Annotated in this window: 18 protein-coding genes and 1 other RNA gene; 11 read left to right on the top strand and 8 right to left on the bottom strand. The window is 42.5% G+C overall.

Annotated features, from left to right (window positions below):
* Window positions 1-232: 232 nt before the first annotated feature.
* Complete coding sequence (locus tag QA601_11460; protein MDG5815700.1) at window positions 233-3,985, top strand: fibro-slime domain-containing protein; 3,753 nt, start codon at window positions 233-235, stop codon at window positions 3,983-3,985.
* 660 nt (window positions 3,986-4,645) lie between these two features.
* Here QA601_11460 and zupT read toward each other — a convergent pair.
* Window positions 4,646-5,449, bottom strand: a complete 804-nt coding sequence (zupT, locus tag QA601_11455; GenBank protein ID MDG5815699.1) for a zinc transporter ZupT — start codon at window positions 5,447-5,449, stop codon at window positions 4,646-4,648.
* 176 nt (window positions 5,450-5,625) lie between these two features.
* Here zupT and QA601_11450 point away from each other — a divergent pair, with 176 nt between their 5' ends.
* The 5 genes from QA601_11450 to QA601_11430 all read left to right on the top strand — a co-directional run bounded on the left by QA601_11450 (window position 5,626) and on the right by QA601_11430 (window position 9,848).
* Window positions 5,626-7,050, top strand: a complete 1,425-nt coding sequence (locus QA601_11450) for an MATE family efflux transporter (GenBank protein ID MDG5815698.1) — start codon at window positions 5,626-5,628, stop codon at window positions 7,048-7,050.
* A gap of 97 nt (window positions 7,051-7,147) precedes the next feature.
* Window positions 7,148-7,315 (top strand): hypothetical protein, encoded by a 168-nt coding sequence (locus tag QA601_11445; protein MDG5815697.1) that lies wholly within the window; start codon window positions 7,148-7,150, stop codon window positions 7,313-7,315.
* Between the two features lie 408 nt (window positions 7,316-7,723).
* The gene (locus QA601_11440; GenBank protein MDG5815696.1) at window positions 7,724-8,173 is read left to right on the top strand and encodes a hypothetical protein; all 450 of its coding nucleotides are present in this window, start codon (window positions 7,724-7,726) and stop codon (window positions 8,171-8,173) included.
* 492 nt (window positions 8,174-8,665) lie between these two features.
* A complete protein-coding gene (locus tag QA601_11435) occupies window positions 8,666-8,851 on the top strand; it encodes a hypothetical protein (protein ID MDG5815695.1) in 186 nt (61 codons plus the stop codon).
* Window positions 8,852-9,050: 199 nt separating this feature from the next.
* Complete coding sequence (locus QA601_11430) at window positions 9,051-9,848, top strand: UDP-2,3-diacylglucosamine diphosphatase (protein ID MDG5815694.1); 798 nt, start codon at window positions 9,051-9,053, stop codon at window positions 9,846-9,848.
* Here the strand turns inward: QA601_11430 and QA601_11425 are convergent.
* From QA601_11425 to htpG, 4 genes are all read right to left on the bottom strand, one after another.
* Window positions 9,794-10,300 carry an HIT domain-containing protein gene (locus QA601_11425; GenBank protein MDG5815693.1) on the bottom strand — a complete coding sequence of 169 codons (507 nt, stop codon included), beginning with the start codon at window positions 10,298-10,300 and terminating at the stop codon, window positions 9,794-9,796. The two genes, QA601_11430 and QA601_11425, sit on opposite strands and share 55 nt — an antisense overlap.
* 9 nt (window positions 10,301-10,309) lie before the next feature.
* Window positions 10,310-11,125 (bottom strand): undecaprenyl-diphosphate phosphatase, encoded by an 816-nt coding sequence (locus tag QA601_11420; protein ID MDG5815692.1) that lies wholly within the window; start codon window positions 11,123-11,125, stop codon window positions 10,310-10,312.
* Window positions 11,126-11,158: 33 nt separating this feature from the next.
* Window positions 11,159-12,091, bottom strand: coding sequence for a hypothetical protein (locus QA601_11415; protein MDG5815691.1), 933 nt, complete (start codon window positions 12,089-12,091; stop codon window positions 11,159-11,161).
* Between the two features lie 146 nt (window positions 12,092-12,237).
* Window positions 12,238-14,121 carry a molecular chaperone HtpG gene (htpG, locus tag QA601_11410; GenBank protein ID MDG5815690.1) on the bottom strand — a complete coding sequence of 628 codons (1,884 nt, stop codon included), beginning with the start codon at window positions 14,119-14,121 and terminating at the stop codon, window positions 12,238-12,240.
* Window positions 14,122-14,318: 197 nt separating this feature from the next.
* Here htpG and QA601_11405 point away from each other — a divergent pair, with 197 nt between their 5' ends.
* The 3 genes from QA601_11405 to ssrA all read left to right on the top strand — a co-directional run bounded on the left by QA601_11405 (window position 14,319) and on the right by ssrA (window position 16,852).
* Window positions 14,319-15,239, top strand: a complete 921-nt coding sequence (locus QA601_11405) for a DUF5683 domain-containing protein (GenBank protein ID MDG5815689.1) — start codon at window positions 14,319-14,321, stop codon at window positions 15,237-15,239.
* A 41-nt stretch (window positions 15,240-15,280) separates the two neighbouring features.
* Window positions 15,281-16,276, top strand: a complete 996-nt coding sequence (locus QA601_11400; protein ID MDG5815688.1) for a LacI family DNA-binding transcriptional regulator — start codon at window positions 15,281-15,283, stop codon at window positions 16,274-16,276.
* Window positions 16,277-16,499: 223 nt separating this feature from the next.
* Window positions 16,500-16,852, top strand: a transfer-messenger RNA (tmRNA) gene (gene ssrA / locus QA601_11395).
* A 726-nt stretch (window positions 16,853-17,578) separates the two neighbouring features.
* On the opposite strand, the gene QA601_11390 is transcribed toward ssrA, so the two are convergent.
* Window positions 17,579-17,710 (bottom strand): hypothetical protein, encoded by a 132-nt coding sequence (locus QA601_11390; GenBank protein ID MDG5815687.1) that lies wholly within the window; start codon window positions 17,708-17,710, stop codon window positions 17,579-17,581.
* A gap of 54 nt (window positions 17,711-17,764) precedes the next feature.
* On the opposite strand from QA601_11390, the gene QA601_11385 reads away from it, so the two are divergent.
* Both QA601_11385 and QA601_11380 read left to right on the top strand, forming a co-directional pair.
* Entirely contained in the window at window positions 17,765-18,004 is a 240-nt protein-coding gene (locus tag QA601_11385) for a hypothetical protein (GenBank protein ID MDG5815686.1), read from the top strand.
* Entirely contained in the window at window positions 17,950-18,717 is a 768-nt protein-coding gene (locus tag QA601_11380) for a hypothetical protein (GenBank protein ID MDG5815685.1), read from the top strand. Before QA601_11385 ends, QA601_11380 begins: the two co-directional genes overlap by 55 nt.
* 908 nt (window positions 18,718-19,625) lie before the next feature.
* On the opposite strand, the gene QA601_11375 is transcribed toward QA601_11380, so the two are convergent.
* Together QA601_11375 and QA601_11370 are read right to left on the bottom strand one after the other, a co-directional pair.
* Window positions 19,626-20,018, bottom strand: coding sequence for a transposase (locus QA601_11375; GenBank protein ID MDG5815684.1), 393 nt, complete (start codon window positions 20,016-20,018; stop codon window positions 19,626-19,628).
* Window positions 20,019-20,132: 114 nt separating this feature from the next.
* A complete protein-coding gene (locus QA601_11370; GenBank protein ID MDG5815683.1) occupies window positions 20,133-22,238 on the bottom strand; it encodes a TonB-dependent receptor in 2,106 nt (701 codons plus the stop codon).
* Window positions 22,239-22,303 lie beyond the last annotated feature (65 nt).

Below are 22,303 nucleotides of genomic sequence, written 5' to 3'. Positions count from 1 at the left end.
AAAACTATTAAACAATGAGTGTGCCATATTCATTTGATAATTTGGTTAGTTTTTTTTTGCGATTAAATTAGGTTTTTAGTGCTGAAAAGCCAAAAACAGATGATTACAGTAAGTTACAAGTACTTAAAATAATGGATGCATTTTTTTTACCATTCAGCTATATTATAATTAAGGTAGTGTTCTTGTCTAAACAAAAAAACCCTTTTACGTCATCTGCAACAAGGGAAACGCTATGAAAAAAAAGGCCTGGTTAATAACGGTTTTTTGGGTTTTAGGTTTCTTTATCAACGGTTCTGAAACACTTGCTCAAAACTTTCCAGACACAATATGGGTACCTGTTACTTTTTACGATTTTCACCCAGACAGGTCAAACCCGGAATTTGAACAAATTCACTTCGGCACTGACACTGCACGCACTGGAATGGTTCAGGATACCTTGGATAAGGATGACAAACCCGTTCCCGGCCCTCGCCCTTATATGAATCATTATATGAAATATTGGTTCAGGGCATGGGAAGATTCTGCTAAGGGCGACTATACTATTCCGCACTATTCTCCCAGAGCTGAGCAAGCTATGGGACGTGATCCTGAGAGAGAAGCAGAATTACTGGAGCATTTTCCTGATTTTGTGATTCCCGAAGCTGGCTTGCCAGAGCGTTTTGGCGAAGGGTTCACCGAAAATTGTGACTTAAATGTACCTGATTTTGAGCCTTGGATGTGTGAATACCGTCGTGATGTAGAGTTTTTGGGTATCGATACTGTCGATCATGACACATCGTTCAAGAATGTGGTTGTTGAAGATTCTCTTCCTTTTATACACATTGGTGACGGAATGTACCGGTTTAGAGATTCCACCTTTTTTCCTTTGGATGATCGGGGACTTGCTGAATTAAGGGGGTGCAATGGATGGAATCATGAGTTAGAAAACTATTGGTGGAATACAGATTCAGCTGCAGCAGATGAAAATGAACTATGGCCTATTGATGCAAATCGTAACTTCTCTTTTACTATGGAGCTCCACTGGACCTTTGTAAAAGAGGAGGGTATGCAGTTTCGTTTTGAGGGAGATGATGACGTTTTTGTATTCGTAGACAGGCGATTGGTTATAGAACTGGGTGGAATACATGAAGCAGTTGCCGATTCTTTTTATGTAGATGATTTAGATCATCTTGAGTACGGACAGGAGTATGATCTTCACGTCTTCTATGCAGAACGTCATTCATCGGCTTCAACCATCTGGATTGAAACCAATCTCATACCGATCCCCCCAAGTGTCGTTGAAATTTCTGTTGCACCCGATACAACAATTTATGCCTTCGACACAATTTTTGGGCACGTAGCAGTGTATGCTGATAGTGGTGAAGGAAGTACTCAGGTTAATGATCCCCCCGGAGAGTTTGTGTGGGGATTTGTGGACGAAGATGCAAGCAACCCACCATCCAGTCTCGTTGATAATGATACTTCAATAACGTTCACTCCTACTCGCGGACCAACATTGGTTAAGCTGTGGTGCAATTATGTGGACGCAGAGTCGGATATCGAGATTACCGATACCGTTAGAATACATGTACTGTCGATACCAACAGTGACCTCTCTTTATCCCGAAGAAGGACCGCCAGATGAGGGAGAAAATACTCCTCTGGGGGCAGTGGATACTGTTATCGCCGGGGAAACGTTTGATATTTATGCCAGAGTGTTTGATTTCAGAGATTCACTTAAAGGAAAAAGGTATGAACATTTAGAGTCTTCTGTAAGGTGGGAGGTTGAAGGTGACGGTGAATTAACTGATTACCTCTCTGAAAACAGCGGTCCTCATACCGAGTTTTACACGACAGCGGCACATCAAACGGTAACCGTTCGGGCAATTGCGGAAGACCCGTCTGATCCAACTTTTGATCGCTCAGAGGCACAGATAACGATCCACGTAGTACCTGCTTCGCCGAGTGCTTTGTTTATAGAAGAGTCTATGGACTTGCAAGATTCCCCAATTGCCCCTAACCCCGTCGATACTGTTATTTTGACTTCTATGACACGGGATCAAACATTGTATGCAATAGTAAGAGATAGATTTGGTAACTACATCGGACCATCTGCAGATCCGCAGTGGAGTAAAAATAACGAAGACATTGTGCTTCAAATTGACTCTGAAGCACCGTACACTATCACTGTTAGCAGAGCATTATATAGCCAAACAGCTACCGAAATAACCGTTGAAGAGGGTGAACTCGAACAGGCAAAAGTGGATATAATATGCCCAGATCTATCGATTTACACCGATATACGTCTCTATGGTGATGAAGAATCTCCGGACAATGCACCATTGGGTGATAGTTTAACAGTAACTGCGGGTGAATCGCTTGATCTATTTGGACGCGTTTTTGATCCGGAAAACAGAATTGATCACTTGGAAGAGTTTATTGAATGGTCTGTTGTTGGAACATCTCAAACTGATGAATTCTTATCCGAAAGTTCTGGCCATCATACTGTTTTCAGGACCACAAGAGCTCATCAGCATGTAACGATTGAGGCGTCTGTACATCATCCGGAAAATGATGTTTATGTGGCTTCTTCTGTAAGATTGACCATACAGGTTGTACCTGCAAGGGCATATCAGTTGGTTATCGAAGAATCCCTTCATAATGCCGACCCATGGAATCCCAATCCAGTTACTTTAGTTCTGCTCAATAACATTAGTTCGACCAAAACACTGTATGCTGTTCAAAGGGACCGATATAATAATTTGGTTGGACCTGCACAGGAACCTCTGTGGAACTCTGATTTTGAAGGCGTACTTGTGGATGTCGATCCTCAATCTCCTTATAGAGCTATAGTTGGTAGAGATCATTATAATGAGTCTTTAAGTAAAGTAACAGTAACTGAGCAGGGGTTGATGGAAGCTATGACTACTGTTGAATGCCCCCGTCTTCACTCTCCAACTACAGTGGTACTCTATCCTTTAGAAGGTACTCCAGGGGAAGAGGGAAATGAGCCATTAGGGGCAGTCGACACTGCTGTTGCCGGTCAGCCATTTAACCTCTACGGTCGTGTTTTTGACAGAAACGAAGAGTGGGTATCAGAACTGGATGAGATGCTTAGGTGGAGAGTTGTTGGAGGTTCAAACGATACACTTATTTCGCCCAAAGATGGTGATCGTACCGTTTTTATGAGCACCAAGGCGCATCAGTCTGTGATTATTGAAGCGAGCCTTGAGGACTCCAGGCATCCTGAATATGGACCATCAACCGTACAGATCACTTTGCACGTTATACCAGCTGAGCCTTATAAATTGCATATCCAGGATACTCCTGATATAGATTTGCATGAACCAACAGAAACGGACACTCTTCGCCTTGATAATAAAGCTACCCGTGTTACACTTTTTGCTGTTATTCGGGATGAATTTGGTAACTATATCAGAGACGCAAGAAACCCTCAGTGGATAAGTGAAAATACTAATGCCGCGGTTATTGATAACTATTTCTCTAATCAGGCAACCATAAGCAGAAGTGAAGGGAATATTGATTTTCTTACTGCTATAACAGCAACCGAAGGTGATCTGTTGAGTGACAGTGCTATCATTATGGTTGAAGGAACTACTGCGTTAGTCCCTGCTCCTAATCCTTATACTCCTAGTACGAAGCTGTCTGATATCTTTGATCCCATAACACTGGAATATTACAGAGATATTATTCAGGGAAGAGAGAGAGGGATTATGGTTGTAATGAACACTAAATTACCTCTCAAGCAGCTGAATGATGGAACTTTCGGAAGAGGTATTGTATACGATGCTGTTGGGAATGTGGTTGCAGAAGTTGAAATCAAACAGGCTAAGGGCGAACTTACTTATGGAATCTTCTGGGATATGACAAATGCCAGAAACAGAGAAGTAGGGCCTGGTGCGTATCTTTTCAAGGTGGTTAATGCGCGCTATATCAATGGACAAATGTTTACTGGTAAACAGATGCTTGGAATTGCAGGTGAGTAGGTAAACGGATCTGCATAATATTACACTGGTTTACGGCCACTCTTAGCTTAGTAGAGTGGCCTTTTTGATTAAAACAAAAGAGCTTATCCCCTAAGCGGTATGTAAGTATTTGCAAAGAAGTATGACCGCTGTTGACGCCAGTTTTGGTCTTGTTCACCAAAATATAGCGCCGCTGTAATTTATACTCTCCAAAAAAAGAGAACTCCAGTTAGAGTAAACCTAACAAGGTTACATACATAACGAAAGAAAACCGAAAAAAGATTATAGAAATCATCACTCTTGTCCAAAATAGGATAAAATAAACGAGGGTTAAGGGTAAACGCTCCGCAATTACCCTGGATAATGTCTTAATCACAATTGAATGAATTCTGGATTTCCTAAACGCGGAAGCGTTTACCTCTGTTCACCCTTCGCAGTAGTCTGCTACGGAGAACGGCGCCCTTTACGTTCTACTTCGGCGAGCTCAGCACAGATCTGCGTTTTAAAATCTCCTTTTTCACATCCTGACCATCGGGCCTGAATCAATAATCCGTTTCCAAAAGAGTGGGAGGCTGTTGTAAATGTGGAGCAAGTGGGTTTAGCATTCGCCTAATTTGGACAGCAGTGATAGATCATTTCATCTTCACCCTATGGGTACTTGAAAGTGAGGGGGCGATTATATTACCCAAGCATAAGAAGGCTTGCCGCCATAACTGCCATTCCAAGTATAAGGCCGTAGATTGAGATATGATGTTCTCCATACTTTTCTGCAGCTGGTAGTAGCTCATCCAGAGAGATAAATACCATTATTCCTGCTACCGAGGCAAACAAAATACCCAGTATCAGGTCATTAAAGAAATGCAGAAAAAACGTAAAGCCGATTAAAGCTCCTATGGGTTCGGCAATCCCAGCTAAAAAGGAGTAGAGAAATGCTTTTTTTCTACTGCCGGTGGCGTAGTAAATTGGGACAGCAACTGCAATACCTTCCGGAATATTATGAATAGCGATAGCGATAGCGATCGATATACCCAAAGCAGGATCGGCAAGAGTGGCGGTAAAAGTTACTAACCCTTCCGGAAAATTGTGGATGGCTATAGCAAGTGCAGTGAAAACTCCAACTCTGTGCAGGCCGTTTTTTTTATCTACCTGGTTTATTTCTTCTACCTTATGCATTTCATGGGGATTTTCAAACGAAGGGATAAGTTTATCAATTACGGCAATAACCAATATTCCCGCAAAAAAGGCCACAATTGCGTATAAATTACCAGTACCTTCACCCACGTGTTCTGAAAGGAACTCAACACCTTCTGGCAAAAGCTCAACAAAGGATATATAGAGCATTACACCGGCAGAGAACCCCATGGCACCAGAGAGAAACTTGGTGTTAGTGGTTTTGGTGAAAAAAGCAAACACACTTCCCAGAACGGTTGAAAGGCCTGCCAGGAGCGTAAGACCAAAGGCCAGCAAAACTAATTGTGTATCCATATAGTTACCTCCGGAGCGTTTGGCAAAATGGTTGCAAAGAGATTAGAGGCAATGTTTAAGTATTTGGTTAGGGAGCAATATATATATATTTATATCTGCCTCTAATACTGGACCTACCATGTCGTAATAGTTACCTTTATTATCACTTCATTGTTATTTAAGTATATGGAATATAAATGACTGTAACTAAATTCGGAAATGATCTTACTCAGGGTAGTATTCCGCGCCATCTGCTAACTCTTGCCCTTCCTATGCTCATAGCCAATCTACTCAATACGGGGTATCAGATAGTTGATGCAATCTGGATTGGAAGAATTGTAGGGAAGGAGGCTATAGGAGCAGTAGCAGTAAGTTTTCCGGTGGTGTTTATTTTTATTGGCGTTGCAGTTGGCGCTACCGTCGCTACAACTATTCTGGTCTCCCAATACTATGGAGCCCGCAATTATAAAAAGGTTGAAGAAATAATTAGTACTTCATTTATTCTGTCTGTTGTTTTTGGTGTTATTATTTCTATTAGTGGTATAATGTTCAATGAACACATCCTTAAATTAATGGGAACTCCTGAGGCATTGCACCAGTTGGCCTCCTCGTATTTGCGGTTAACATTTGCTGGGCTTACGGTACTGTATTTAAGTTATCTAGTTACATCTATTTTAAGAGGATTGGGTGATACAAAGACGCCTTTGCTTTTTACCGCAATCGGTGTTACTGTAAATGCGATTTTAGATCCACTGTTTATTATAGGCATAGGCCCCTTCCCCAAAATGGGGCTTGATGGTGCTGCTTTAGCTTCAATTCTTTCCTCCTTCGTTGCTCTTTTGCTTGCGTTTGGTTATTTGAAAAAAAAGGGGTTGGGGAAATCTTTTAAAGTAGCGAATCTAAAATTCAGTAGAAAACTTGCAGCAGCAATATGCAAAATCGGATTTCCGTCAATGATTCAGCAATCAGCTATTTCTATTGGTATGTTTGCTGTAATATCTTATGTTAACAGGTTTGGTGAAATCGCAACTGCTGCTTTCGGAGCAGGGCACAGAATAGAAGCTGTTGCTTTTTTGCCTGCTATGTCCATTGGGCTGGCTGTTTCTTCTATTTCGGGGCAAAATCTTGGAGCTGGCAACTTTGATCGGGTTCATAAAACCTTTAGGTGGGGACTTTTATTCACGGTGAGTGTTTCTGCATTTTTGTCCATTAATTTCCTCATTTTTGCTAATCAACTCCTATCTATGTTTACAACTGACCAAAGTGTGATAGATATCGGTAGCGGCTATTTACGTATTGTAGGGCCTTCTACCATAATGTTTGCTGTTATGTATGTGTCTAACGGTGTGATAAACGGAGCTGGCCACACGATTACAACGCTTGTTTTTACCGTTATATCTATTTGGGGTATTCGGGTTCCCCTTAGTGCTACTCTTTCAAGAACATCACTTGGTATCACTGGGATATGGATAGCCTTTGCTGCCAGTTTTTTCGTAACCATGTGTATTAGTTTATGGTGGTACTATTCTGGAAAATGGAAAAAAATAACCATAAAGGCTTCAGTTGAAAAAGAGCTATGGGGAACTGAGAAGGTGATCGAAGATTATAAGCCTGGCGTTTAAAAAGATCGGCTCTTTTTGCCTCAAAGGGTTAAAGTATCTTCTCTTTTGGTCGATACACATAAAGCACAGGGCTAAACTCATCGAAAGGAGAAATGAAATGGATCCGGTCAGTAACACAGCTGCTTCCATAGAAGCCGTGAATCAGGTTATGCAAAGTGCCAAAAAGGAAGGTATTGAAGCTGCTCAGAAACACCTAAAAGTTGCTGTTGAAATGAAACTGAGTGTAGAGTCGGGAAAAGGGGAGAATGTTGATTTAGTTGCCTGAAAAGTCTTTTTGAAACCCAACACAGCATATGGCGTTTCCTGCCATCCTGAAAAGATTTTCTTACAAACTGCTTATGGCTACTTCTATTTTTTAGTTTAATGTTGATTTCGATCTGCACCAGAGCCTCCTCTTTTACTGGTTTTGTCACTACTACCATTGTAAAATGAGGCTCTTCTTTTTTCTACTAGTACAGGTCACCTTAAACGAACGCTACCAAGTTTTTACCCTCCTTATAAGTTTGTTGTACCAGGTGAGCACTTTATCTAATCGTTTAAAAGCATTTGTTGGCTCATTCCTCCCTAACTTTGATAACTCAGAACAATTAAAATTTTTAGGAACATAAATTGCACTTCACTTACTCAGAAAAGAGATGTGCAGTTTTTATGTTATTTTTAAAGGAGAATAGTTATGATACTTAAAAAACTCCGACTACCTCTGGTGATCTTTCTGTTCATAATGGTAGCTTCCACTAAGGCCGTTGAGATTGGAATACCGTTTACTGTGGGTGATGCATTTTCTTTGGGAGCCAGGATTCATATAACTGATTCTTACGCAGTTGAGCCATTGGTTGGTTTTCAGTTTCAGGATAATAATAACGCCTTATCCCTAGACATTCGTAATCTGTTTTATATAAGAGAGCAAAATGATCTTGAACACTATGTAGGTGGTAATATCTATGTAACTTTTCAGGAAAATATTGATACACAGTTTGGATTAGGTGGTTTTTATGGCTTGCAATATCCTATCACCGATGCCGTTGAGATCTTTGGAGAATTGGGAGCAATATTTAATATTGAACCAACCTCTATTTTTTCCACATTAAGAAGTGGAGTGGGTATAATATTTTACATTAGGTAGGGCTGGGCCCGGCGAATCACCGGCAGGTGTAAGTCACTTTGGAGGACCAAACACTGAGATAGCAGGTGAGTTTAAGCATTAAAATAGAATGTTTGACTCGCCTGTTATCTGAATCCGTTAGGGTGCTATCAAGTCCTGTCCCTTGGTATTATAGATTAAAAAAAGAGATCGGCAGGTTAAAATAAACCATTTTTTCGTTTCTAAGACACTATAGTAGATTTTTCACCCACCTTTTGTTCAAAGCAAGATAATCCCTGATTTTTAGTTATCATAATTCAAATGCTGGCTCGTATATATAGCAGAACCTAAAAAATACCTGATTATTACTTACAATTTTTCTTGCATTAAAAACGAACTTATGTTCAAATTAGATTTTTGATGTAATTTTTAGGAAAAAAATGAATAAAAGTATTGACATTGCATCTAAAATTCATTATTATACAGTTTGCAATTTAAATATAACTACGCAGCGCGGGGGGAGGTGACTACACCATGATTTTAGATGAACAATTTGATGCCGACGAGATCTTGCGCGATGTTGATGAAAGATACGTTGACGAAGATTTGGAACAGGATGATGATATGCGCGAACTGAATTTTGGTAATCTTCACGATGAAAATGCTAACTTCAGTGACATGGCAAGCGACCTGGATACAACAGATGACCTTTGGGAGTAAAGTATTTCTGGGAAGTTGCGTTTTCTAATTGGTTTGCCATATTGAAATATGTCTGCTCACAAGAGGCGAACAGATTATGATATTTGTTCGCTCTTTGTTTTAAGTAGTAAATAAATTAGAACGATCTTCAGTTTATCACTCATTCTTAAAGCAGTATAGATGTGACAATTATAATGACTCCAACTGATAAGAAGAATTCATGACCACCAAGCGTGACACTATTTACTTTATTTCCGATGCACATTTTGGAATATCCATAGAGGGCGATGAAAACAGAGACCAACAGTTCTGTACGTTGACAGATAGTATAAAAAATGACGCAAGTGATCTTTTCATCCTGGGTGATTTGTTTGACTTCTGGATCGATTATAAACATGCCATACGTCCGGACTATTTTTTGATTCTCCACGAACTGAGAAAACTGGTTGAAGCGGGTATAAAGGTTCATTATCTTGCTGGTAATCACGATTTTGCACTGGGACCTTTTCTTAAAGAAACGGTTGGAGTAGCAATAAACTATGATACATTGGATATTACCTTACAGGGGAAAAAAGTACATTTGTTTCATGGAGACGGAATTTTAAAAGGTGATGTGGGCTACAGGGTTCTTAAGCGTCTTCTGCGGAACAAATTTTATCAAAAAATGTATAAGCTGCTACATCCAGATATTGGAGTAGGATTTGGGGTGTTTTGCTCAGGTTCCAGCAGGAAATATACATCTAAACTTCTTACTCCCAGTTTGGTAGAGGAGTATCGATCCTGTGCCTTTAAAACGATTAGAGACGGTGGGTATGATATAGTACTGTATGGTCATACACATCACGGTGAAATCGTTTATGATGGCGACACGATCTATTGCAACACCGGTGCCTGGTTACTTCACCGCAACTATGCTACATTAAAAGCCGGTGAGCTTTCTCTTTGGCAATTTTCGCAGGACTCTCACCCTAAAAAGGTTTCACCTATTGATTTGAAAAGTGGTTTAAGTGTATCATAAGTTTGTTCGATACCCTCTGAAATAACCTTTGTATCCCCTAATACCGGCATAAAATTAGTGTCCCCGTTCCATCGGGGAACAATGTGCATATGAATATGCTGGTCGATTCCGGCACCCGATACTCTTCCCAAATTCATGCCTACATTAAACCCTTCGGGATTACATGCTTCGGTGAGTACTTTCTTGCACAGGCAGACAAAATCCCACAGCTCCATCGTAGTTTCTCTATCCAGTGAAAGTATGTCACTGGTATGCTGATAAGGGGTGACCATAAGGTGTCCATTGCTGTAGGGGTAGAGGTTCATTAAAACAAAACACTTTTTACCTCTAAAAAGAATAAGGTCATCCCGGTCATTATTTCTGAGTGGTTTTGTACAAAATATGCACCCCTCGTCTTCCTTATCAACATTCTTTATATATGCCATTCTCCATGGTGCCCATAATCGTTGCATCGTGTCTCCTTAACTTGGATTAAATATAGGGGAGGGGGTGAAAACTGTAAGATAAATTAGTGTTATAACACCTACCGCTGCACAATAATAACCAAAGTAATACAATTTTCCTCTGCGAACAAAATTCAATAACAACTTGAGAGAGAGTACTCCTACAACAAGGCTAAATATAAATCCTGCAAACAAAGATGTCGCCGATACGGTAATTTCAGTAATATCAGAAGCATACAGCAGACCTGCGCCAAAAACAGCTGGAAGAGAGAGTAGAAATGAAAAACGTCCCGACTCTTTTCTGGAAACACCAATCAGTAGCGCGATTGCTATAGTAGAGCCACTTCTGGAGATTCCAGGTGTTATGGCAAATGCTTGAAAAATTCCAATTGCAATGACTTTGTAGAGTGTAAGTTTTCCTTCAGTGTTATTTCTCATGGAAGAGAAAAATAAAAACAGGGCTGTTACTATTAGCATACTTGCTGAGATATAGGGATTGCTGAAATTAGCATCGATTGTGTCTTTAAACCCTATTCCTACGATTGCTGCAGGAATAGAGCCAATAATTATCCAGCTGTTATATTTCAACGCTTCATTTCTGATTTGGTGGTCAGGGGAAAAACTGTTTTTAACGAGGTGTAAAATATCTTTCCAGAAAACAATTATTATGGCTATTCCTGTGCCAAGATGAAGCACCACTTCCATAACTATGTTTTCATGGGGTTCGATGCCTAAGAATAGCTGTCCCAAAACCAGGTGACCGGATGAAGAAACAGGTATAAATTCTGTTATACCCTGAATTATTCCTAAAAGTATAGATTGTAGTAATTCCATCCAAAGAACTCCGTTTTTAATTGTTTATGTGGCTTAAAATGATAGAGAAATACCCGAATTCAATAGAAACCCAACACTGCGAAGGTCGACATCGGGATTAAGAGAGCCTATAGGCATCAAAAGTTTACCATCAAAATAGATACCGACAGGAATAGCGGGAATTTTCACACTGGTGCCGAGCAAAATGTGGGCACCAAAAGTAGGACGTGCAAGTCCGTCAATTATCCTTTCAACAACTTTTTCCCACACCTCCTCTGCTTCTGAGGGATCGCTTTGAAGCATTTCGAGGTCAAAATTGTTATCGGAAATAACATTCTCTATCAGTTTGTTGCTGAGTATAGGGGTAGAGAAATGCATGCTTATTCCTGCACCGGAATAGACATTTATCACGTTTAGAAAAGGAGGAAAGGAAACCAGGTTTTTTCTGGCAGACAAATCTATGTGAAGTCTTGCATACGGAGTGTTTTTCATACCAAGATAGGAAAGGTCGAACTCCTCCAGAGTCATGGCCTGATCGGTATACCACTGTGCATTACTCTCAGGCGCCTCCATAATTCCCTCTATATCTTCGACTGTAGCACTGTTTTTGAGTTCATGTACGTCGATATAGTGAAGAAAACCAAGATATTCCCATACACCAAAATTGGCAGAAATCTCCATGCCATCAAGAAATGGTAGCTTATCCAGATAAGCTTTCCCCCCCAGGTTAAAAAGGGTTCTTTGCCAATTGCTTCGGCTTACAAACATAAATGGCATCTCTTCAGAGAAGGTGAACTCATTTGCGCCCAGACTGATCGTTACAGGATCTTTTATAAACGATACTCTCTCCTCAAAAGGAGAGGCGCTTTTCATATCGAGGCTAAAGTCTAATCCATAGTGGATGCCTGCACCAACAAATCCATAGCTAGTAGTGCAAAATAGAGCGGTAATGAATGAAAAAAGTTTGAATCCTTTTTTTGTAGGCATACGAGTCCCTTTGAAGAGTATAGCTGGATCTTTATTTTACTGAAAAATAAATCTTTATACCTGCCGCACACAAAATAAATCAGTTTTTAAATAAATTAGGGCAGGAATTAACTCCTGCCCTCTTATAACCATGGTGCTGATTGCGTTTAACTGCTGCTTACTTTTATTAAAAGCTCATTTACCCGTTTTGAATAAGCCAGAGGGTCCGGAACCATCTGTCCCTCGGCAATAAGTGCGCCTTCAAAAAGCAAATGTGCCCACTGCTCCAGGTGCGCATCTTTGGGATCTTTCTCGTAACGGGAGTTCATGTTTTGCAAAATAGGATGTTCTGCATTGATTTCAAGAATACGTTTCTGCTCTGTGACTTCCTGACCCATTGCTTTCATGAGCCGCTCCATATGTGATCCCATAGCATTATCATCGGCAACAAGACAGGCGGGGCTGTCTTTAAGGCGTGTGGTTACTCTAACCTCTTTAACCGAGTCGCTAAGGATGTTTTTTATTCTCTCAGAGAGCTTTTTGTATTCAGATTTTGTCTTTTCCTGAGTTTCTTTCTCTTCCTTACCAAGATCTCCAAGATCCAAATCCCCCTGAGTAATGGATTTAAGCTCTTTGCCCTCGAAGTTATAGATGTCATTTACAATCCACTCATCAATGGGGTCAACCAGATAAAGCACTTCAATACTTTTATCCCTGAATACTTCAAGATGTGGACTCTTCTCAACAATTTCCCTTGAATCACCCGTTATATAGTAAATGTGCTTTTGATCCTGAGGCATGCGTCCGACGTACTGTTTGAGCGATACCAGATCATCTTTTGAGGCTCCCATTGAAGATTGAAACCGAACGAGTTCAAGAAGTTGTTCTTTGTTTTCGAAATCTGAATGAATCCCTTCCTTAAAAACAGGGCCAAATTCCTGCCAGAATGTGCGGTACGTTTCGGGCTCTGTTTCTGAAAGCTCTTTTAGCTTGGTTAGTATCTTGTTGACAAGTGCTTTTGATATGCGCTCAATAACAGGGTTTTTCTGTAGTATTTCGCGTGATACGTTCAGTGGCAGGTCCTCTGAATCCACCACACCGCGTACAAACCTTAGATACTCAGGCAGTAACTCTTTGCAGTTATCCATGATAAAAACCCGTTTAACATAGAGTTTTACACCATGTTTACGCTCCATGGAAAAGAGGTCGAAGGGGGATTTGGAGGGGATAAACAGAAGAGATGTGTACTCCAAAATACCCTCTACACGGTTATGAAGAATTGTCAGGGGTTTGCCAAATCCACCAAGCGAGCTGGTGAAGAAATCCTCATACTGCTCTGAAGTGATTTCTGAAGCTGGACGTAACCATAGTGGTTTACTCTGATTAACGACCTCCTCTTTACCTTTTTCGTTAGGGAGATAGATTGGAAAAGCAATGAAATCTGAATATTTCTTGATTATTGATCGCACTTGCCAGTCCTGGGCATACTCACTCTCCTCATCTTTGAGGTAGATTACTATCTCGGTACCGTGATCCTCTTTTTGCGTTTCACTGAGTGAGTACTGGCTTTCTCCGTTTGATTCCCACACTACCGCGGCTTCATCGCTTCCAGCACGTTTGGTAGTGAGTTTCACGCTTGAAGCTACCATGAAAACAGAGTAAAACCCCACACCAAACTGGCCTATGAGATTTGAATCGGCTTTCTGATCACCAGTCATTTTTTCTATAAATGCTTTCGAGCCGCTGCGGGCTATTGTGCCGATATTCTTGATTACTTCCTGGCGGCTCATTCCAATACCATTATCGGAGATCGTAATAGTCTTGGCATCTTTATCTGCTTTTACCTTTATAGCCAACTCTGTGCTGCTATCAAGAATTGAGGGATTGGTGAGGCTTTCGAATCTAAGCTTATCAAGTGCATCGGAAGCATTTGATATCAATTCCCGAAGAAATATTTCTTTATGGCTGTACAAAGAGTGGATCATTAAATGAAGAAGCTGCTTGGCTTCGGTCTGAAATTCTAATTTCTGACCTTCTGTAGAACCGGCCATTTCTCACCTCCTGTATTAATTGGTTTTGGTATTTAGTACTTTTACTATTCAATTGGTTACAAGCATTTCACAGAGTTCCGAGAGGAAAATTGGTTAGTGAATATAATTTTTTTACAATTAGAGGTGTTATAGTGAGGAGAATAAAGAAAGTGGAATATGGATATGCGCGCGTATTATTTTGTTTAAGGGGTTAAATTTTGAATAAAACTATCAGTTATTGCATAGCCCTTGTTTTATTTACCGTCATGATTGCTGGGGCCAGCCGGGAGGTTCATGGTGAGCAGGAAGCTTCGGTTAGTAGGGGAGTGATTTTTTCTGCACTGCTACCTGGACTGGGGCAAATCAGTGAGGGTGAGTATTTTAAGGGTGGAACGGTAATTGCATTTGAAGCAGTTACGGGAGTTGTGGCCGGACACTGGGCACGGGAAGCAAGAAAAAATAAAAGAGAGTTTAATCTGTTTAACGATTCCCTTAGGTTTTACAGGGAAAAAGTAAATGATTTTGAGGGGCCGGTGCCCGATTCACTTTACAACTCTCTGGCTCAGTACTCTATTCTTTCTTCCAGGGCCGATTATCAGACCCGGGAGGCAAGGTATAAATCGATCAATGCCATCGGGTGGATGGTAGGGGGCTACGTGTTTAGTCTTTTAGATGCACTTGAGAGTTCAGAGTTGGTGGCAAGTGCTCATCAAAAGGACCCGCAGACAGCCGGTTTACTCTCTGCGGTTCCGGGGCTTGCTCTGGGGCAGCTTTATAACGGTTCTCTGTCTAAAGCGGGACTGATAATTATGGCTCAGGCTTCTTTGGGCCTCACAGCCTTTAACTATCACCGACTCATGCAGGATGCCTCCGCTCAATACGCTTTTATGAGAGATACCTCAACTGTTGAGAATCGGTTGAGTAGTGAACATCTCAGTTACTGGAAGGGGCGGTATGATTCGGCATTTTCAAAACGAAATACATTTATGTGGTATGCTGCTTTTGTATACCTTTACTCTATATTTGATGCTGTTGTGGATGCGCATTTAAGTGATCTGCCTGAAAAAACAAAGGTCAGGCCAGATCTGGCTCTTTGTCCTGGAGCGGGTGTATCTTTTTCACTTTCTTTTAATCTGTAGGGCAAAAAGGTTAGTATATATTCCTAAAAGGCGGGGAAATTATGACGGTGACACTTAAGGATATTGCAGAACGTGCGGGAGTTACCTCCGCAACGGTTTCTATGGTTATTAACAATAAACCAAACATATCCGAAAATACAAGGAAAAAAGTTCTTAAAATAGCAAAAGAACTGAACTATTACCCCAATGTTATTGCACGTGGTCTGGCGACAAGAAAATCGAACTCAATCGGGGTTATTGTACCAAATCTGGCATCCTCATTTGTGGTAAGAATTCTTCAGGGGATAAAGAGCACTAATCGTGATATTGAGTATACCGTTCAGCTCTTTGATACTATAGGGCAAAAGGAAAATGAGTCTCAGCTTTTCCAGCGACTTGCAAGAGAGAGAAGAATCGATGGGGTGATTCTCATTAGTTCTACCGTTACCGACGAAGATCTCAATGTTTTCAGGGATGAAAGTGTGCCAAGTATTGTGGTTGCACGGAAGTGTGAATCTTTGGATTCTGTGTATGTAAATAATGAGCGGGGAGCGATGGATGCAATCGACTATCTGGTGGAAAAGGGGCATCGGCAGATCGCCTGTGTTACTTCATCCAAACAGGGATTGCCCACAGCTGAGCGGTTAAGTGGCTATAAACTCTCTTTGCAAAAACATGGAATTGAGTTTAATTCTGAGCTGGTTTTCGAGCTTGAGGATGATTCTATGGCGGCCGGCCTTCAGGTATTTCAAAGAATCCTTGAGGTACACCCCAAGGTTACTGCTGTGTTTGTTCCGGCAGGGGATATGGTTGCGGTAGGAATTGTTAAAGAAGCAAAGAGAAAGGGTGTGGTTGTTCCCACTGATCTGGCTGTGGTAGGGTATGATGATCTTCCTGCTGCTGAAGTTTTGGAGCCGGCCCTTACGACTGTAAGGCAGCCCAAACTGGAAATGGGTGATTATGCTATAAATATGATTGTAGATAAAATTGAGGGAAGAGAAGCCGGAGTTAAGCACAAAGAGCTCCAAACCAAATTTATTATCAGAGAATCGGCCTGAACAAACTGGTTGCAGGCCCATATCTTGGTAACTGTAATTTGTAGTTAAACACTCTTTTTTTTAAATATTAGTCCTCTTTAACCGTTACTTTTATTAAATTACATAAGACTTTTTTTTGCGGTTACATTTTTTACTGTAGCCCTGTTTTTCAATAAATTTTTATCACCTTGAATCGTAACTTAATTCAGGGTTAATTAGAAAGAAAAACGGCAAACTCAATTCAGGGGGTGTACTGGCTTTCGACGGGAGATAAAAGGCACTGGACAGCATGCCGAGGATATCGGTTGGCCTCGTTAATCATCCGATAAAAACTATAATTGCCGAAGATTATTCTTTCGCAATGGCTGCCTAACTAAAGGCGGCGACTCGACTGCGGAGTGTGCCCGTACGTAGTTGAGCAGATTAGGGTGCTGGCTCACGGGAAGAACCGGCCTGTGGGTGAGATAAAGGTTCTGGTCTCTTAGGTAGCCTGTTTACCGGCGACTTGAGGGATGAGATTTAAAAGGTAGACTAAGCATGTAGCGGTTCATGTTGATTGTCTTTCGGACAGGGGTTCGACTCCCCTCACCTCCACCATCCTTCGCTCGGAGCTGTACTCGGCAAGGAGCGAAAGATGGTGCCCTCCGTAGCGTATTCGCGCCGGAGGGTTTTTGTCTAACCAGAGCTCCGAGCTACGGATGGCGGGCTCGTATCCGCTGCAATTACATGGTTTTTAAGCGATAAACTCAGATTGTCACTACTAAAACAGAGGGGGTAAATATATGTATTATACGTACATACTCGAAAGTCTCAATTACCCTCCACATCAATACGTGGGCAAACATCAGATCTACGCAGAAGACTTGCTCAGCATAATGAAGGCAAATGCCATTCTACTCTAAAATATAGTCCCTGGAAAATAAATGCTTACTTTGCATTTGAAGCCTTAAGCAAAGCACAATCCTTTGAAAAATACGTGAAGATTGGTTCTGGGCATGCTTTCAGGTATTTTGACAAAGAATAGGCATTTCCTTTTCACCGTTCACGCCATATCCGTATCTAAACTGAGGGCCGCTACCCGCGCAAACGAACATTGAACATCACGTAACGGCTTTACCTGGCCGTGACCTCGGGTGGGTTGCAACTCAAATATAGCTGATTTTGGCCCGTCGGGCAACAGACTTATCCAGCTGAAGGAGTTTAGTTCACAGTCCCAAAAACTGAGGTTAGTAATCGAGAAGAAAGGACTCGCTTCACTGATTATCAGATCGGTCACCCCATATCTTTGGAAGCCCACATAAGCCGCCCGGGGGACGGCAGGAATCACAGACAGTTTTGATCGAAGTACCTGTAATCCAGTCCCGACTTTTTGTCAGGATTCATGGTGCCGCTGCACACCTCGGCTGTGCTCAGTGCATCGCTTAAGACATTTGAGTGGATCAACTTCATAGACACATTTTTGACATCCTTGCTTTTATCATTTAGATTGTTTTAAACTCCGGAGGTAGTATGAAAAAAACGACCGTCATTTTTATCACTGCACTACTCATTGTGCCGGCTGCTATCGGGCTGGGGGTATATAAAAACATGTTTACCCCTCACGCCAGGCTTAAAAACCTTATCCTTTATGAAATCACCGATCCTTCTGCCCGCAGCGGGCTTCAGGAGATGATCGATAATCTCAGTGAGCAAGAGTGTTCGGGCTGCTCCATACCTATTCTGTTCTTAATGACAAGAGAAAGCGGCTGACGGACCCTGAGAAAGCCCAGGCGCTGGTGGTCGAAGCCATCAATGAGATTATTTACAAAAATCTTTCCATGCACTCTGATGAAGAAATTCTTACAGACAACAGTTACTATGAGAAAACAGCCAATGTCGGTTATCATCTGCCCCGGAATTTGGAATGGATTCTTCCTCACGAAGAGACACAACGGTTTGATTGCGGCAACAATATCTATAGTACGTTTTCAATAAATTTCAAGTACAATCCTGCCATAATGCCGGCAAGCCGGTATCACCACATGTTCGGTACAATGGTTGAATCGGATAAGCGTTACAAGACAGAGGTGAAAATGATGGTTATTACCATGGGCCGACTTGAAAACGACAACAGTGAAGAGGCCGCAAAAAGGCTTATGAAGTGCATGAAGGAAGGTTTCGCAACGGAAGACCATTCGGTAGATGAGGGAGTTGAAACAGACTTTTCTTTTATTAATAAAAATATAATGCTTTATGATGTCATGCTCACTAAATGTAAAAACAATGAGATATTTTCTTTACATTGTTATGGTGTGCTGCGCTCTGAGGAGCCCTGGAGGCATCCCCGCACCGGCGACATGCATCATCTTCACTCCGGTATAATACTCCAACTCCATTACCCCTCATCCCTGCCGCCCCGGTTTGGAGTGGTTGAAATGGCTGGCAGGATCTGGGAATCATTTGTTCTGTATAATTTTTATTAACTGATAGGAAATTTGATATATTCCCGGCAATTTCGTCATTTATTTTGTTTTTGTCGAGTAAAAATGTAAATACCCGTTTCGCAAAAATATTCTCGGCTTTATGCTTCCAGATATCGGGAATGTGGACAAAGTGCCCGGAATGAATGGATAGGAATTCTCCTTTTCTCCGCTCACGCCATAACCGGGACTAAACTGAGGGCCGCTACCCGCGCAAACAAACATTGAACATCTCGTAACGGCTTTACCTGGCCGTGACCTCGGGTGGGTTGCAACTCAAATATAGCTGATTTTGGCCCGTCGGGCAACGATTTTTCGTTTCCGGGTATAGCTCACGCAAACTGACTTTTCGGCGGGGCAGTCTCAGGCGCATGTTTGGTCGAAGTATCCCGGGTCGTAGGTCAGTGCCCCGGACTGGGAATCAGCAACAGCACCGGCCGGCGGCCCTCGCTGCATGGGCTCCTTCCATAGCTTGCAGTGCTTCAGGATGCCCTCTACGACATCGGGTTGTTTATCATGGTCAATCAGGGCCACGATTTTCATCGTGGCACCGCAGCCGGGGCATTTGGCTTCGCCGCTACTTCGTGGTCAGAGGATCGATCTCGTACACAAGCTGGATCAACGCTGCCCAGGTAAGCCTGAACCGAAGCTGTTGCTGGGTGAGGGGCTGCGTGGGCTTTGGAACAAGCGTTTCGCGCAGCACCTTCTGGCGCATGCCCCGACTCTTGTTACTATACCAGCCGTAATAGCGTAACTGGTGTTCGCCTTTGCCGGGACTCTACAATAGGCATAATAGAATAGGTGCGTAGCACCTGTACACCTTAATGAGGGGAACGAAGTGACAATATGCTGCGTGAGCTCCGCGAGAAAATCCAAGGGTTCAAATATCTCATGGTTGCGAGGTATCCCCTTCATAACGGTCTGTTCACCGGACTTAGGGAATGCCCAGCACCTGGCATGCGAGGCCCGGTACACAATCTTGCCCTCAGCGGGCGGGTAATCATGCGTGCCAGGGAGATCGGACAATGCGAGATATAGCCAACCAGACGCGACATGGCGGCCTGGTCGTGGGCCTCGATGCGCACCGAGAAATCGACACTGAACCCGGAGTGGGGCCACGTGCGCATCGAACCGGCGGTCGCCTCATCGATCTTGTGCTCATCAAGCAGCAGTGCGAAAACACGTTCACGCCAGAGTTCCTCGGCCCGGTGCATAGGTGCGTCAGGCAGCCCGACGAACTCACCCGTTTGGAGAAAAACACCTTCGGGAACCACAGAATGCACGTGCGGATTGAAGTTCATCATCTGGGCATGCTTTCAGTAAGAGGCATTTTTGAAATATTACCTTCGCTCGCTGCTGTATCAGCAAACGAGCGAAAGATGATACCTCCGTAGCGTACTGGCGCAGGAGGGGCCAACCTAAAACGCTACCTTCGTTCCCATGCGAATTGTTCTGCTTAAGCCGGGAAATATACCCCTGGGTGCTCTGGAAGATATGTATTTTTCATCCAAAATATTCTTTACGTTTCCATACACATCTACAGAGTTGTTGATATTCCAGGTAATATCCGCATTCAAAAGAGAGTAGGCCGGCAAAGCACCGCTTCTTCCATTTGGTGAGCCCTCTTCTGTGTTGGCAAAATCTGAGTACTGTTTACCTACATAGCTGTATGTTACACCCAGATGTACAGGGCCAAGATAATATCCAAGCCGTAGATTTGCCAGATGATTTGGTGAGTACGGTAAACGATTACCCTCATGGTAAACTGTATCACCTGAATTATTTAACAGGGTAGTGGTAAACTCTGCAACCGAAATCCAGGTATAGTTAACATCTATTGACAGAGGGTCTAAAGGATTAACCTTTATCCCTGCCTCAATACCCTGGTTGAGTGTTTTACCGGCATTGGTGTAATTACCAGCCGCTGCACCGCCCGCTTCACTGGCCTGAACAATTTGATTATCAAAATCATATCTAAATCCTGCAAGCTCATACTGCAAGCCACCTACTGTACCTCTGACACCAAGTTCGTAGTTAATGCTGCGTTCTGCATCCAGCTCAACATCAACACCACTATTATCTATTGCATCAGCTACTCTTGGTGGCGCAAATCCCCGATGAACCCCTCCAAAAATGTGGGCCTGTGGCATAGCGCGATACACAAACCCTCCTCCGGGAATCAACACTGTGTTACTGTGGACTTTCTCGGTGTCGACCCGGGTATCACCCCACCGTAGTATGTTTCTGTTATAGTTATAATACTCTACTCTTAAACCCGGTGTTAGAGTGAAAGAATTACCCAGATCTACTCTGTTAAGTCCATAGAAAGCAAGTGCCTTAACTCTTCGTTTGTCGTGTTGTGCCAAATCCCCGTCTCTGGCAGTTGCACTTTCCTGGTTGTTAACTCTGCGGTTTTCCATCCACTCAAAGTGAGGGCGAAATCCAAAACTTGCGGAATTTTCCATTCCCAAAAGTTGGTACTCCAGTTCAACACGACTGTCTATACCCATAACATTAAACTCACGCAGACGGCCGCCAACTGAATTGCGCATAAAATTGTTACCCGCTTCAACAGATGCCCCGTAAGCATCTACAGTGTCTAAAGAAGAAAAGGCAAAGTCCTCGCGCCACCAGTCTCTTGTTGCGTTGTTCCAGTAAAAAAGAGTGTTCCAGATCAGATTATCAGCTATCACATACTCATGATTTAGATCCACAGAGTAACGGCGGACAAACATATCGTCGTTTTGAGCACGGTTAAGCAGGTGGTTTTCTTCAAACTCCCGCTCCGTTAAACCCAGATAGGTATGGTTAGAAACATGGTCATAAAAAGTTCCCTTAATACCTAAATAGTGGTCCTCGCCTAATCCAGTACCCCACTTCAAGAGTACATCTGTTAATCTAAAAGGCATTTCTCTGAAACCACCACCCCGTTTATGCAAAACTGATATAGAGCCAAGTGAGTTTCCCCACATATCCCCGTACTCACCCAGTAACGACAAGTAGTCATTGTTGCCGGCAGAAAGAGAGAAAAGGGCATTGCGTCCCGGTTTAGGCTTGCGTGTAACATAGTTGATTGCACCTCCTATGGTGGAAGGACCATAGCGAAGTGAGCTGCTGCCCTTAAGCACTTCTATGCGCTCCATTCGCTCAATTGGTGGGTTGTAATACGCTGCAGGATCGATAAATGGTCCAAGCTGAACCGGGGCCCCGTCTTCCAAAAGCAGCACTTTTTTGCTCATGTCCGGATTAAGTCCCCTGATTCCGATTCGTGGATAGAAACCATGTCCATCGGTTTCAACCACGTTTATTCCGGTAACCTGGCGAAGTGCATCCTGTGTACTGAGCGGTTTTGTCTTTTCAAGCGTCTCTTGTTCTACTGTTTCGTAGGAACCGGTTATCTTTTCCGACTCATCCTCCTTTTCACCAACTACGTCTATTTGGGGTAATTGAGTTTGGGCGAACAAGGGAAAACCAATGGCAACGCAGAAAAGAACAATCCTTCTTAATAACAGTTTTGAATTCATGTACTCCCTCTCTTTTAACAGGTAAATGAAACACATGTAGTGCTAAGGGTTTATCGCATTACTAT

Source organism: Chitinispirillales bacterium ANBcel5 (genome assembly GCA_029688955.1).
GTDB classification, from domain to species: domain Bacteria; phylum Fibrobacterota; class Chitinivibrionia; order Chitinivibrionales; family Chitinispirillaceae; genus Cellulosispirillum; species Cellulosispirillum alkaliphilum.
Note: the sequence above shows the minus strand (reverse complement) of the source record. Positions and strands in the feature narration are given on the sequence as shown.